The organism is Paraburkholderia flagellata, assembly GCF_021390645.1.
Taxonomy (GTDB): domain Bacteria; phylum Pseudomonadota; class Gammaproteobacteria; order Burkholderiales; family Burkholderiaceae; genus Paraburkholderia; species Paraburkholderia flagellata.
This window is the reverse complement of the sequence record NZ_JAJEJT010000004.1, coordinates 1,290,950-1,304,651: the sequence shown is the minus strand read 5'-3', so window position 1 is coordinate 1,304,651 and position 13,702 is coordinate 1,290,950. Positions and strand designations below refer to the sequence as shown.

13 protein-coding genes are annotated in these 13,702 nt (G+C 65.1%); 3 read left to right on the top strand and 10 right to left on the bottom strand.

All coding sequences use genetic code 11. The features are described from left to right. Positions 1-59: 59 nt before the first annotated feature. Complete coding sequence (locus L0U83_RS36420; protein ID WP_233889066.1) at positions 60-926, bottom strand: AraC family transcriptional regulator; 867 nt, start codon at positions 924-926, stop codon at positions 60-62. Positions 927-1,022: 96 nt separating this feature from the next. Continuing rightward, the gene (locus tag L0U83_RS36415; RefSeq protein ID WP_233889065.1) at positions 1,023-1,919 is read right to left on the bottom strand and encodes a LysR family transcriptional regulator; all 897 of its coding nucleotides are present in this window, start codon (positions 1,917-1,919) and stop codon (positions 1,023-1,025) included. A gap of 84 nt (positions 1,920-2,003) precedes the next feature. Here L0U83_RS36415 and L0U83_RS36410 point away from each other — a divergent pair, with 84 nt between their 5' ends. Then, positions 2,004-2,780 carry an NAD(P)H-dependent oxidoreductase gene (locus L0U83_RS36410; protein WP_233889064.1) on the top strand — a complete coding sequence of 259 codons (777 nt, stop codon included), beginning with the start codon at positions 2,004-2,006 and terminating at the stop codon, positions 2,778-2,780. A gap of 52 nt (positions 2,781-2,832) precedes the next feature. On the opposite strand, the gene L0U83_RS36405 is transcribed toward L0U83_RS36410, so the two are convergent. From L0U83_RS36405 to L0U83_RS36375, 7 genes are all read right to left on the bottom strand, one after another. Continuing rightward, positions 2,833-3,222, bottom strand: coding sequence for a hypothetical protein (locus L0U83_RS36405; RefSeq protein WP_233889063.1), 390 nt, complete (start codon positions 3,220-3,222; stop codon positions 2,833-2,835). Positions 3,223-3,258: 36 nt separating this feature from the next. After that, positions 3,259-4,254 carry a hypothetical protein gene (locus L0U83_RS36400; protein WP_233889061.1) on the bottom strand — a complete coding sequence of 332 codons (996 nt, stop codon included), beginning with the start codon at positions 4,252-4,254 and terminating at the stop codon, positions 3,259-3,261. A 198-nt stretch (positions 4,255-4,452) separates the two neighbouring features. Further along, positions 4,453-5,493: a DUF2955 domain-containing protein gene (locus L0U83_RS36395; protein ID WP_233889060.1), complete on the bottom strand. Its 1,041-nt coding sequence runs from the start codon at positions 5,491-5,493 to the stop codon at positions 4,453-4,455. A 9-nt stretch (positions 5,494-5,502) separates the two neighbouring features. Beyond that, positions 5,503-6,624, bottom strand: a complete 1,122-nt coding sequence (locus L0U83_RS36390; RefSeq protein ID WP_233889058.1) for an HlyD family secretion protein — start codon at positions 6,622-6,624, stop codon at positions 5,503-5,505. Then, positions 6,621-8,198 (bottom strand): TolC family protein, encoded by a 1,578-nt coding sequence (locus L0U83_RS36385; RefSeq protein WP_373321179.1) that lies wholly within the window; start codon positions 8,196-8,198, stop codon positions 6,621-6,623. Before L0U83_RS36385 ends, L0U83_RS36390 begins: the two co-directional genes overlap by 4 nt. Positions 8,199-8,214: 16 nt before the next feature. After that, complete coding sequence (locus L0U83_RS36380; RefSeq protein ID WP_233889056.1) at positions 8,215-9,321, bottom strand: AI-2E family transporter; 1,107 nt, start codon at positions 9,319-9,321, stop codon at positions 8,215-8,217. 335 nt (positions 9,322-9,656) lie between these two features. Continuing rightward, complete coding sequence (locus L0U83_RS36375; RefSeq protein ID WP_233889055.1) at positions 9,657-10,025, bottom strand: hypothetical protein; 369 nt, start codon at positions 10,023-10,025, stop codon at positions 9,657-9,659. 497 nt (positions 10,026-10,522) lie between these two features. Between L0U83_RS36375 and L0U83_RS36370 the strand changes: the two genes are divergently transcribed. Both L0U83_RS36370 and L0U83_RS36365 read left to right on the top strand, forming a co-directional pair. Further along, complete coding sequence (locus tag L0U83_RS36370; protein ID WP_233889054.1) at positions 10,523-11,257, top strand: type IV pili methyl-accepting chemotaxis transducer N-terminal domain-containing protein; 735 nt, start codon at positions 10,523-10,525, stop codon at positions 11,255-11,257. Between the two features lie 23 nt (positions 11,258-11,280). Next, on the top strand, positions 11,281-12,675 hold the full coding sequence (locus tag L0U83_RS36365) for an MFS transporter (RefSeq protein WP_233889053.1): 1,395 nt from the start codon (positions 11,281-11,283) through the stop codon (positions 12,673-12,675). 32 nt (positions 12,676-12,707) lie between these two features. Here L0U83_RS36365 and L0U83_RS36360 read toward each other — a convergent pair whose 3' ends face one another. Next, entirely contained in the window at positions 12,708-13,691 is a 984-nt protein-coding gene (locus L0U83_RS36360) for a zinc-binding dehydrogenase (protein ID WP_233889052.1), read from the bottom strand. Positions 13,692-13,702: the final 11 nt, after the last annotated feature.

Genomic DNA, 13,702 nt, shown 5'->3' with positions numbered 1-13,702 from the left:
TCATACGCGGCTCCATTGCGCAGAATTGCGCTCAGTCGTGGATATTGACCGGGCCGAGACTACGCCCCTTGGCGGTGCGTGTCTTGAACGATCGTGACGGCGCGCTCTGACGCTCCGCCCGCGATCCGCAACCAGCGCGCCGGCGCAATGCCGAAGGTTTTCGTGAAATGGCGCGTCATGTGGGCCTGGTCCGTGAACCCCGCGCAGGCCGCAACATCGGCGAGCGGCATGCCGCGCAGAATCATCGTGCGCGCGGCGTCGAGCCGCCGTTGCGTCAGGTAGCGGTAGGGGCTCGTGCCGTAGAACGTGCGGAAGTCGCGCGAAAGGCTCCAGCGGTCGCGTCCCACGGCGTGCTCGAGCGCGTCGAGCGAGACGGCTTGCTGACACTGCGCGTCGAGGTACTCGCGGGCGCGCCGCGCGCTTGCGAAGTCGCCCTTCGAGCGCGGCGGTGGCGTGCCCGCCACGGCGGCGAGCGCATGCGCCAGTTCCGCGAGCGCGTCGCTCTGCTCGAACGGGCCGATGCCCTGCGAGACCTGTTGCAACAGCGCCTCGGTCGCCGCCCATAAACGAGGATCGCTCGACACGCCACCCTCGATGAAGGGGAGTGCGCAGCCGCCCAGCACCTGCTGGAACACTGCGGGCTGCACGTAGATCATGCGGTAGCGAAAGCCTTCGCCCGTGCCGGCCTGGCCGTCGTGGGGCTCGTCGGGATGCAGCACCATCGTGTGGCCCGGAAGGCTGTGGGTCGTGCCGCGCCGGTACTTGAAGCTCTGCACGCCCGCGAGCGTGCGGCCGATCGCATAGGTGTCGTGGCGATGCATCGCAAACGCCTTCCCCTGAAAGAAGGCTTCGATACGCTCTATGCCCGCAACGGGCTCGGCGCGCAGCAGCCAGTCGGCGCGGCGCTGGGGATCGATCGGTTTCATGGTGGTTATTTTGGTGCGGCGCGATATGGCCAGGGGCCGGCGTGCGCCACGAGGATTGTGGCACAGGCGCGCTGCGCCCGCTGGCGCCTCAAGGTGCTACACGGCGCAGGCGATCTGCTCGCGCAGCCAACGATGCGCGGGGTCGCGGTGCGAGCGCTCATGCCAGAGCATGCACATTTCGTAGCCGGGCACCTCGATGGGCGGTTCGACCACGCGCAGCGCCGCCCGTTCGCGCACGAGCCGCCACGGCAGCATTGCCACAAGGTCGCTGAGCTCGAGCACGGAAATGACGAAAAGAAAGTGCGGGACGGAGAGCACGACGCGCCGCGTGAGTCCGGCTTGCGACAGCGCTTCGTCGGTGATGCCGCGAAATCCGCCGCCATCGGGCGAGACGATAACGTGCTCCAGTGCGCAGAACTGGCTGGCGTTCGGACGGCGCTTGAGGCGCGGATGGTCAGCGCGGCCCGCAAGCACGTAGCGCTCGGTGAAGAGCGCACGCCGGCGCAGGTTCCCGGGTGCGTCGCTGGTGGTATGGAATGCCAGATCGATTTCGCCCTGCGCCGCCTGCCTGGCGACGCGCGCAGGCGCGAGTTCGACCACGGCAAGGCGCGCATTCGGCGCGGCCTCGCGCAAGCCACGCAGGGCCGGCAACGCGATGGTGGACTCGCCATAGTCGCTTGCGGCCACGCGCCAGGTATCGCTCGCGCCGGCTGGATCGAACGGGCTCTCGGGCGAAATCGCGCGCTCGAGCGATTCGAGCGCCTCGCGCAGCGGCTCGCGCAACGCGAGCGCGCGCGCCGTGGGCTGCATGCCGCGTGGGCCAGGCAGCAGCAGCGGATCGCCCAATATCTCTCGCAGCTTCGCGAGATGCACGCTGACCGAGGGTTGCGAGAAGTTAAGGCGTTGCGCCGCGCGCGTGACGTTGTGCTCGGCGAGCAGCACGTCGAGCGTGACGAGGAGGTTGAGGTCGAGGCTGCGCAAATTAGCGGACATAATGGCTGGTATTTCCGTTATTCATTTCAACTATAGCAGCCGCGCAACTAAGCTGGGTACGTGTCAGACCACGGAGCCCTCGCTATGAATATCCTGCTTGTCTATGCCCATCCTGAACCGAAGTCGCTCAACGGCGCGCTCAGGGATTTCACCGTCCAGCGTCTTGAGGCGGCGGGTCATGCCGTTCAGGTGTCGGACCTCTACGCGATGAACTGGAAAGCGGCGCTCGACGCGCAGGACAGCGTCGAGCGCCGGGGCGACGCGCCGTTTCATCCGTCGCTCGATTCGAAGCACGCTTTCGAGCACGGCCTCCAGGCTGCCGACATCGCGCGGGAGCAGGCCAGGCTTGTGTGGGCCGATACGCTCATCCTGCAGTTTCCGCTCTGGTGGTTCTCCATGCCTGCCATCCTCAAGGGCTGGGTGGAGCGTGTTTTCGCGTACGGCTTCGCCTATGGCGTGGGCGAGCACTCCGATGCGCGTTGGGGAGACCGCTACGGCGAGGGCACGCTCGCGGGCAAGCGCGCGATGCTCGTCGTGACGATGGGTGGCTGGGCGTCGCACTACGGGCCGCGTGGCGTGAACGGGCCGATCGACGACATCCTTTTCCCGATTCATCATGGCGTGCTCTATTACCCGGGCTACGACGTGTTGCCGCCGTTTCTCGTGTACCGCACGGGCCGCATGGACGAGGCGCGCTACGCGCAAACGCGCGACGCGCTCGGCGAGCGCCTCGATGCACTGGCGCACACCGCGCCCATCGCGTTCCGCAAACAGAACGGCGGTGCGTATGAAATTCCGGCGCTCACGCTGCGTGAAGACGTCGCGCCGGAACGCACGGGCTTTGCGGCGCACGTAGCGTAAGCGGGCGCGGCTGCGTTTGCGGACAATGGCGCGCGACCGGCAGACGCGCCGCCTAGCGACCCATGCGCCGGTCGTAGCTGCTCACGACCCGATGAATCAGCGTTGGGTCGCGCGCGTCGGCGGTATCGAACCTCACGGCTACGCTACCGTCGGCTTGCTGTTGCACGCTCGCCGTTACGGTGCCGCCGTCGAGGGTCCCGGCAATCGTGCCAGTGCCTGGGTCCTGCACGGTGATTGCGAGTCCCTCGTCGCGCATGGCGCCCGCTGCGGCGGCGAATGACCGGTCGTAGCTGGCGGGTGTCATGACGACTGTGCCGGGGGGCGGAGCATAGTAGGGACAGCCCGCCAGTGGAAGCAGGCAGGCACAAACGCCTGCGAGCACGAGACGGCTCGCGACGACACCTGCCGCCGAGGGATTTTGACGATTACCCTGTAGACTCATCGCGATTCTCCTCATGCGGATACATCGTTCGACATCCTAAAAGCTGACCGCCAGGCCAAACGACACGCCGTGCACGTTGCTGCCAAACACATAGCGCACCATTGCCCGCGTACGGGTGATGATGATGGGATACGTGCTGCTGTCGAGTTCGAGACCCACGCCCAGCGACGTGAGTTCGTTGAAGCCGAGTACGCCTGCGCTGTCGCCAAAATAATGCGAGTAGGCGAACTCCAGCACGTAGCGTACTGGCTTGTCCAGCGCGTGCCAGCCCGTTGGCGCGCGCCAGCGCGTCCAGAGGCTCACTTGCTGCGCCATGGCCGAGCCCTGAACCGCTTCCGCACTGCCGCCGAAGCTGCGCAGGTAGATATCGGTCGCGCGCAATTCTGCGTCGATCTCATAGTTCTCGCGGTAGTGCTCATAGTCGAGCATCAGCGAGCCGCCGTAGCCGTACGCGTCCAGATAGCCATTGTTGAGGAACTGGAGATTGCTGTCCGTGACATGGTTGAACAACGTTTGTCCGACTCGCAGATCGCTGGAAACACGTCCAATCGTGCCGTTTATGATTGGGCGAAACACGAGTTCGTTCGTGATGCGAAAGTCCCAGCCAAGCCCCACCGTGCCGCTGAAGGTATTCCACCTCGTGGGCAGCGCGCGCTGCTGCGCGCCGTCGGTCGCGATGAACGTCGGGTCGTAGCGGCTATAAGCGAGCGTGCCTTCCATGTACAAGGGGAACGTCCGGCTCAGCGTGAAGCCGCCGCCCAGCTGTGTCTGGCCGAAGCCTGGGTTGCCGGTGGTGCCGTTATTGATCGAAAGCGAGCTGGTGGTGACATCCGGAACCGTGGTGTAGGTCATGATGGATAGCACGGCATCCGCATGTTGCTTGATGTTGCCGCCGATCACGGTGCGGTTCGTCAGTTGATCCGGTATGCCCTGTGCGTGCGCCTGCAAGGGCAGTGCGGCCACGAGCAACGCCGCGACAGTTTTCACTAGCGCGATGTGCAGTTGCGGCCAACGGACGGTGGTGTTCGTCATGTTCGATCCTGCCGGGCCCCGATGCCCGATTGGGTCTGATTACACCTGCTTGAGTTTGCTCACGCCCGATCGCGCGCCCGGCGTGAGGCCTCCTGTACGCCGCGCACGGCAGCGGCAACGATCAAAAAACCGGAAAACACGAGGCCATTCAGTCCGAGCAGCATCGCGTCGCTGCGGTCGAAATTTTGGGCACATTCTTCATGTCGTATTCCTCTCGAGCGATGCCGAGCCACGCTGCGCGAAACGCTCGAATATCTGCAGCATCAGGCACGCGTAAGCGGTGACGGCGAAAAAGAGCGTCATGCGCACGGCGAATGCGCGCAAAACGTCCTTGCCTGCCACGCTGTCCTGGACAGACTGACCCAGCAGAATGATCATGGTGACGAGGCTGTTCAGCCAGAAGCCGGGCGAGTAGCGCGTGGGGCGAATGCGATACAGCTTGCGCGCCACGAGCAAGCCGAACAGCAGCATCCACAGATAGAACATCCAGATATTCACGAAGAGCCTGAGCGCAAACCAGAACGCGACGGCGAGCAGCCCGCCGAGCGCCGTGGAGCCGAGCAACTCACGCGCCGCGCCGCGCGCCGACGTGGTGCAGCTTTGCCTGCCGAGGCTCACGGACTTCATGATGATCGGCATATAGCTCGCGGGGTCGTTCATCGCCAGCAGCCAGGCGGGCATGACCACGAGCGCGGCCTGCAAGGCGATGCGCGATGCCATCTTCGGTGGCATGACGCGCGCGGCAGGTTTGGCGCCCGCAGGTGCGGCCTCGGGAAACAGGGCGTGGCTCAAGATCGAAACGAGCACGGCGAGCAGCACTCCCTTGACTAGCGCGCCGACCACCGTGGCGGCCAGTTGCTGGTCGGCCACGCCCGCAGCGCTAATCATCGTGAGCCCCGCCGCGAGGAACGTCGCCACGAGATTGTTACCGTCGCGCAGGCCGGCGCGAAATGCGAGAAAGAGGCAAAGGCCGACGAGCAGCACGCCGGCGAACGGGTAGTAGCGCAGCATGGGGACGAGCAACAGGCCGCTTCCCGTTGTGCCCACAACGACCAGCGCGAGAGCGAGCGCTGCCTTGAGCGAAAGCGGCCGGTTCTGGGTGGCCAGCAGAAAGACGGCGAAGACCGGCGCGATCACAGGAATCGGAAAGTCGAGTGCGAAGCTGATGGCAAGCGTGAGCGCCGTGCCTGTGGCGACGCGTAGCGCGCGGCGGCCGGGGAGCGATGGGCTCGTTTGCATAGGCGCCGTTCAATAGAGGTAGGAGAGCCAACTCATCACGCGCAGGAACACGCGGCCGAGCGGATTGAGCGGGTTGCCTGTACCCGGAAACGCCATCACTTCGGCCTGACCGCCCACGCGAACGTTGCGCAGCCGTGCGCGCTCGTCGTCGTCGAACTCGACGATCACGGGAAAGCGTTGCGCGGGCCGCAGCCAGTCGCGGCTGTTCTGCACGGTGGGCAGGGTGCCGGGCGGCGTGCTTTGGCCAACGCTCACGCCATAGCCGATGCTGCGAATACGCCCCGCGAACACTTCGCCCGGCAGTGCGTCCAGCGCGATGGAGACGGGCGTGCCCGCATGAAGATGACCCAGATTGTTTTCCGTCATGTCCGCACTGACCCAGACATCGTGAATGGCGATCAGCGTCATGACCGGATTGCCCGCCGCCGCGAACTGGCCCACTTCGGTGCGCAGGTCGGTGATGACGCCGGCCGAGCGCGCGCGAATGCGCGTATTGGCGAGATCGAGTTCGGCCTTTTCGAGCGCGCCAGCCGCGCTGCGCAACTGTGCATTTTCCGCTTCGTTGCCGCCTTGCTGCTCGCGCGCGCGTTCGATTTCGGCTCGGGCGCTTTCGACCTGGCTTTGTGCCTGCTCGTGCGTGGCGCGCGCGACTTCGAGCCGCCGCAGCGAGACCGTGCCCTCGTCTTCGCGATACAGCCGTTCCAGCCGGTCGCTATCCTGGCGCGCCTTGACCTCGTTGGCGAGCGCCGCGCGCAACGAGGCTTGCGCCGATTCGATGCCGGCAGTGCTCGCGCCGATCTGCCGGCGCGTGGATTCGAGGTCGGCGCGTGCGCGGTCCGCGGCAATGCGGTATTGATCGTTGTCGACTTCGAACAGCACGTCGCCTGCGTTGACTTCCTGATTGTTGTGCACGAGCACGCGCGTCACGCGCCCCGACACTTCGGCCGCAACGGGCACGACGTAGGCCGCTACACGCGCCTGCTGCGTATAGGGCGTGAAGCGATCGGCAAGCAGGTACCAGATCAGGCTGATGGCGATCAGGACGACGGTCCACTTGATCGCTTTGCCGGACGAGTCGGCAGCCGGCGGCGGCGCCTGGGGCGTGCTCGAAGGTTCGGACGCGCTGCTCATCGTGTTGGCCCTTCCGGTTGATTGCCAGGACTCTGCGCGGCAGAGGACGATGCCGGTTCGTCGAGCAGGTCGCCCCAGTCCGTGCGCCGCTGCATTTGCGCGCGCGTGGCGGAATCGATGAGCGGTTGCTGCAGATCCCAGCCGCCGTCCACGGACTTGTACAGCGCGATCAGGCTGCTCACGGCATTACCGCGATTGACGACGAACGCGTCTTGCTGCGCGGAGAGTGCGCGCTGCGCGTCGAGCACGCGCTGGAAGTCCGAATACCCTTCGCGGTAGATCGTGTTGGCGAGCGTGAGCGAGCGCTGCGCAGCACCTTGTGCGTCGTGCAGGATCGTATCGCGCTCCAGTGCCGTGCTCAGCGCCGTGGCGGCGTCGTCAGCCTCGCGCGCCGCTTCGCGCACCGTTTCCTGATACGCCACGATCAACTGTTGCAGGCGCGCGTCCTGCACGCGCACGTTGTTCGTAATGCGGCCGTGATCGAACACGTTCCATGTGATGCTCGGGCCGCCCACCACGGAAAGCGTGCTCGGCGCACCGGCAAGCGAGCTGGCGCTCCAGACGAGCGAGCCGACCAGTGAAATGGATGGGTACAGATCGGCCTTCGCCACGCCAATCAGCGCCGATTGCGCGGCCATCTGTTGCTCCGCCGCGCGCACATCCGGGCGACGCAGTAAAAGCTTTGCGGGCACATCCTGAAGCACGGCACGGTTGATGAGCGGGACGAAGCCGGCTTTCGCCGGCTGGGCGTCGAGTTCCGGCAGCGGGCCGGGCGGGCGTCCAAGCAGCACGCAGAGTGCGTGACGGGCCACTGCGATCTGGCTCTCGAATACGGGAATGCTGCTCAGTGTGCCGAGATACTGTGTTTTCGCTTGCTGGAGATCGAGTTCGTCGGTTTCGCCGCTCTTGAAGAGCTTTTGCGTGATGTCGTAGCTGCGCCGTTGCAACTGTGCGTTTTCGCGGGCAATGCGCAGGCGCGCTTCGGTCGTGCGCAGCGTGAAATAGGTGTCCGCGACTTGCGCGTGAACGAGCACGAGCGCGTCCTCGCGGTTGTCCTGGGCGGCGAAGAACGAGGCGTCGGCCGATTCGATCGCGCGGCTGAAGCGGCCCCAGAAGTCGAGTTCCCAGCCCATGCTGAAACCGAGACCATACTGAAAGTACGCGCCCGAGCGTGGGTCGAAACCATCGTGGCGCTTGCGCGCCGAGGCCAGCACATCGGCGTTGACCTGCTGCACCTGCGGGTAGCGCCCCGCGAGCGCGATGCCTAGCTGGGCGCGCGCCTCGATCACGCGCAATGCCGCGATCTTCAGGTCGCCGTTGTTTGCATCGGCCGCGGCAATCAGCTGTTCGAGATTTTCGTCGCCGAATACGTGCCACCATTGCCGCGCGTCGGGCTGCTCACTGGGCTGCGCTGCGACTACTGTGACCTGATCGATCGACGCGCTGCTCCAGTGTTCGCTCCAGCTCTCATGTTGTGGCTGAAAGTCGGGGCCCACGTGCATGCACGCGTTCAGCAGCGTGCTTAAGCAGCAGGCGCCGAGCGGGAGCCAGTGAGGGCGCTCGCAGAGGAACACAGGGCGGCCTCGAGGCTCAGGCCTGCTGTTCTTCTCGTGTGCGTTCGGGTTGTGGCTGGTCTTTCACCCAGCGCCAGAACAGTTGATAGCCAACGGCGAGCATCACCGGGCCGATGAAGAGGCCAATCACGCCGCCCGTCACCATGCCGCCAATTGCGCCGATGAGGACCACGGGCATCGGCACGGCCACACCGCGCCCAAGCAGCAGTGGCTTGAGCACGTTGTCGGCGAGACCTGCAATGAACTCGTAGACCGAAAAGATGATTGTGGCCGTGCTCACGCCCTGCGTCATGATCACGAAGATAATGACGGGCACGGTGATGAGCGTGGCGGGCAACTGCATGATGCCGATCAGCAGTACGGCGAGCGCGAGCAGGCCCGCGCCGGGAATGCCCATCACGATGAAGCCGACGCCGATCAACACCATCTGGATGAACGCGATGCCCACCACGCCCTGAGCGACCGCGCGAATCGTGGATGTGCAAAGCTCGGCGATCTGCTGGCCGTTCTCCGGGCCGGAAATGCGCGATGCGATCAACACCGTGCTGCGATGGCCCTTGTCGCCATGTGCCATGAGAATGCCCGCAATGATCAGGGCTACGAAGAAAATAAGCAGTGCCGCACCCAGACCGGTGATCGTGCCGAGCAGCGCTAGACCGGCCGCCTTCAGTTGCGGTGCGAAGTGCTGAACGAGACCGGTGATGTCGGTCGACGCCTGCATCCAGAAGTCGTATATGCGCTGGCCGACGATTGGCCAGTGAGCGACCGAGTCCGCGGGAGGCGGAATTTGAAACGTCCCGCTCTTCGCAACGGCCATGGCGTTCTCGATCGAATCGGCCACAGCGACGCCAAGCAGCCAGGTTGGCGCGAGGATCACGGCGAACGCCACGAGAATGATGAGCGTAGCGATGATTCCATCCTTGTTGGGGAAACTTCGCTGCAGCTTCATTTGCAGCGGATAAAGCGTGACCGCGAGAATCACGGACCAGACCATGAGGTCGAGGAACGGGGCGAAGATGCGAAAGCAAAACATCGCCAGGACGGCGATGAGCGCGGCGCGGATCAGGACATCGAGCAAATCCCGGGACTGCGCCTTTGGCGTTGATGTGGTGGGCAGCAGCATTGTTTGTCTCTCCTCGCTGGCCTGAGTCGTAACCCAGACGCGCCGTGGCTCCTATCGTGTTCCGGCGAAGGCCGCCGGAACTCCAGGTAGTACGAGAAACTGTCCGCCGACGTTGCGCTCACTCCCAGCATGACCCCGCGACTGGGAGCACAACTGCACGATGTTTGCAGTCACCTGTGAGTCGTGCCGAACGCGTCATCGGATTGAGTCTATTACACGCGATGAAAGGGGACAACGAACGTGCTCCCCATTTTGGCGTTGCGAGGAATCCTGTTAGCAGCGCGCTGCAAATGGCGTCGTGCACGCGGTGCGATTTTGATTCTTGTTCCCATGCCTCAATGTCCCGGGCCACTCGACGGCTCGCAGCTGAGAATGAGCCGATCGCCTTTGCCCGCGCCGGCAGCCAGTGCAGCGTTGTGGAATTCATCGCCGCCGCAGCGCCACTCGGCGAGATAGTCGTTGCGACAGCCGCCTGATTGCGCGGCGCTCATCGACAACGGATAGCTGCAGGTTCGCAAACCGTCGCAGTGCCCGGCGAGATCGCGTGTGACATTGCCGTGCGGCGCGCCGCAGTTGCTGCCGTACGTGCCGGCGACGATGGCGATCGTCGCTTCGTTTGAGGCGGCCGCCGCAGAGGAGATCGCGAGGCCGCCAAGGCCGAGGGCTACCCATGCGCCCACGAGGGCGATTGCAGCTGGCTTCATGACGCACCTCCCACGCCCGCGTTGCGCATGCGCGCGAGCGCGGCTTCCCATCCATCTTTACAGCTTAGTTCGGTCGCGCCGAAGGGCAAGACGGTGCCCGGCGATGGTGCGGGGCTTCGCTGCAGTGCACCAGCAGCAGTCATCTGAAGCACATGATTGGTGGCGCTGATCCGGATCGGGCCATTCGGGCCACGCGGGCTGCCTGAATGGTGAAAACCGCGCCAGCTGGGCGCCGCGCGGGTGCACGCCGCCGCTTGCCCACCAAGTGGCACACCTATTGCTTTGTCACTGCGGGGGCCAATGAAGGCTCCAGTGAATTGCATCATCGTCCCGCCGTGCGCGGGATCATTCGGTCATGCGGGGCAACGGCGTCCCGAAGCGGCACTCCACGGCACAGCGTGCGTGGCAGGTGCGCTTCGGGACGCTTTTTTTTATGCGCTTCGCTCGGTGCGCCCTGGTCTGGCAAACCCTTGGCGCTGTTATTTGCACTACTAAAGATGAACATGCGGGAAACGACACCTGGCATCTCTGCGGAAATTGTCGGCGAGCTCATCAATCTGGCCGGGCGCCAGCGCATGCTTTCGCAGCGCGTCGTCCTGCACGCGCTGCTCGGCTTGCGCGGCGACGCTGCCGCGCTCATCGTCGCGCGCGAATGTCTGGATACATTTGCGGCTTCGCACGCACGGCTAGTTGAGGGTGACGACCACTTTCCCGGCGTATTTTCGAGCGCCTTGCGCGAACTCTATTTCGGCGCGCGCAAGGCCGACGAGCGCATTCGCGCGTTCATGAAACTGGCTGTGCATGCTTGCGCTTGCCTCGAGCGCTCAGTCCATGCATCAGTGGCCGATAGCGTTAGCGAGGCAGCCGTGACGGAACTCACCGCCGCAGCCACGCCGCTTCTCGAACTGTTGCAAGCGCTGACTCAGGCATATCAGGACGAATTGCGCAGCGTGGAAGCGGCGGCGGCGAAGCGCCAGGCCGGCATCGTCGATGAACTCGCCGCCATTTCCCTGCGCGCCAACATCGTCGCGCTCAATGCACGGGTGGCGGCCGCCCGCGCCGGTCAGTTCGGCCGCGAATTCGCGGTGATCACGGCGGAGCTGGCGCACGTGATAGGCGAGATGGACCGGCTCGTCCAGGGCGTAGTCGGCAAGCCCGAAACGCGTGACAGCGCACCCGAAAGACATTCTGGATTCCGAAATCAACGGATGCATGCCCGCGTTGCGGGTTGAGATCCACTATTGGGGAGAACCTCGTGAAAGACCTGGTAAGTTCGCTCAAGAGCGGTAACTGGCGCGCACTGATCGCGTGCTTCCTGTACTTCGACACCGGCTTCACCGTGTGGGTAATGTTCGGCCCGCTCGCGCCTTTCATCCAGAAGGACATTGCGATGACGCCGGCCGAACTGGGCCTGCTCGTGGCGGTGCCCGTGCTTGGCGCGGCGATTTTGCGCGTGACGCTCGGCAATCTGTATCAGGCTTACGATGGCCGCCGTGTCGCGCTGATGGGCATCGCGCTTTCTGCCATTCCCGCTGCCGTGCTGTTGATGATGCCGGGCACGCCGTCCTATACCTTGCTGCTCGTGCTTGGCGTGCTGCTCGGCGTGGGCGGCGCGAGCTTCGCCGTGGCGCTGCCGATGGCTGGCAGCAACTATCCGCCGAAGGTGCAGGGCCTCGTGCTGGGCCTCGCCGCAGCCGGCAATATTGGCGCCGTGCTCGACGGCTTCCTCTTTCCGGGTCTCGCCAGCCACTATGGGTGGGCGCGCGCCACGGGCGCGGCGCTGCCGCTGCTCGCGCTCGCCGCGACGGCCGTGGTCTTTTTGGCCCGCGATCTCGGTCAGAAGTCCGGCAGCGCGCTGCAGGCATTTCGTTCGTTCGGCATCACGCTCGCCGGCCTGATCGCGCTCGTGCTCGCCGTGCACGCTGGTTTGTTCGGCGCGGGCAAGACCGGTGTGCTGCTGCTGCCGGTTTTCGGGGCGCTGCTCGCCATTGCCGTGCTGCCGCGACACTATCGCGCGGTGCTGACCGAAGGCGACACGTGGGTCGTGATGCTCGTATACAGCATCACGTTCGGCGGTTTCGTCGGCATGTCGTCCTATATCTCGACGCTGCTTATTTCGCTCTACCAGGTACCGAAGCTCGAAGCCGGCGTGGTGATGTCGCTGCTCGCGCTGACCGGCGCGATGGTGCGTCCGCTCGGCGGCCTGATCGCCGACCGCATTTCGGGCGTGCGCGCTCTCGTGGTGCTGCTGGCTGCGATCTCGGCGTGCGACTTCGCCTTCGCGCTGTGGATGCCGCCGTTCGCCGCTGGCATTGCGCTGCTTGCATTCACGTACGTGTGTTTCGGTCTTGGCAACGGCGCGACGTTCCAGCTTGTTCCGCGCCGCTGGCAGGGCCGTACCGGGCTGATGTCGGGCATCATCGGCGCGGCAGGTGGCATCGGCGGCTTCTATCTGCCTGTGATCATGGGCATTGCCAAGGAAAGCACCGGCAGCTACCAGATGGGATTCGCGACGTTCGGCGTGATTGCCGCGGCCGCGTTCGGTCTGGTGGTGCTGCACCGCGCACGTTGGCTCGAATGGGCGCTGCCGCAAGAGTCTGCGATGGCGCCGGCTGTCGTGCAGGGTGCTCGGGCGAGCGCGAGCAATTGAGGCGTAGCGGCCCGCGCCTGAGTAACGGGCCGCTATAACCGGACGACGATCTTGCCGATGGCGCGCTGGCTTTCCAGCAGATAATGCGCTTTCCTGAGTTCGTCGAACGCAAAGGTGCAGGCGTGAAGCGATGCGATGCGGCGGCCGGCAATGCCCGAGGCGATGAGGCGCAGCGGCGCGTAGTCGAGCGGCAGCGCCTTCGTGCCGAGCAGTTCGCTCGTAAAGTAGCTGAGCCGCACGGCGGGCGGCAGATCGCGCGCAATATCGAACGAAGTGAGAAGAGGCGGCCCGGCCAGTGTGCCGACTATGGTCACGCTGCCAAACGGCCGCACCATTTTGGCGGTGTCGCGCACGTTGGCAGCGCTCACGATTTCGAGCGCGGCGTCGACGTGCAGGCATTCATGCGCGACCGCGGCGGCGACTTCTCCGCCGTCGATCAGGACTTCGTGCGCACCGGCATGGTAGAGGCGTTCGACGTGTGTTGGCGAACGCGTCGTGGCCAGCACATTGAGCCCGAAGGCATTCGCATAGGCGATCGCAGCGAGGCCTACGGTTGACGTTCCGCCGCGCACGAGTAGAGTTTGCCCCGCCTTGGCTTCGAGGCTCGCCGCGAGCGCGCCCCAGGCCGTGAGATAGGCGAGCGGCAACGTGGCCAGTTCTTCCCATGGCAACCTGGTCGAGCCGAGCGTGACGACGTTGCGCCGCAGAACCGTGACTTCCTCCGCATAGCTGCCGTTGCGCGCGACCTGCAGGCCGCCCATCGCAGTGGCAACGCGTTCCCCCACCTGGAACGTCTTCGAGGGGTCTTCCGCCACCACACCCACGGCCTCGATCCCCGGCACGACCGGGCCGGCGAGCGGCCCAAGGCGTCCGGCGCGCAAATCCGCTTCGGCGTGATTGATGCCGAACGCGCATACGCGAATGCGCACTTCGTCCGCGCCAGGCGCGGCCGGCGCGATCTCGCGCAGTTGCAGGACCTCGGGGCCGCCCGATTGTTCGATGACGTAGGCTTTCATGCTCGATCTCG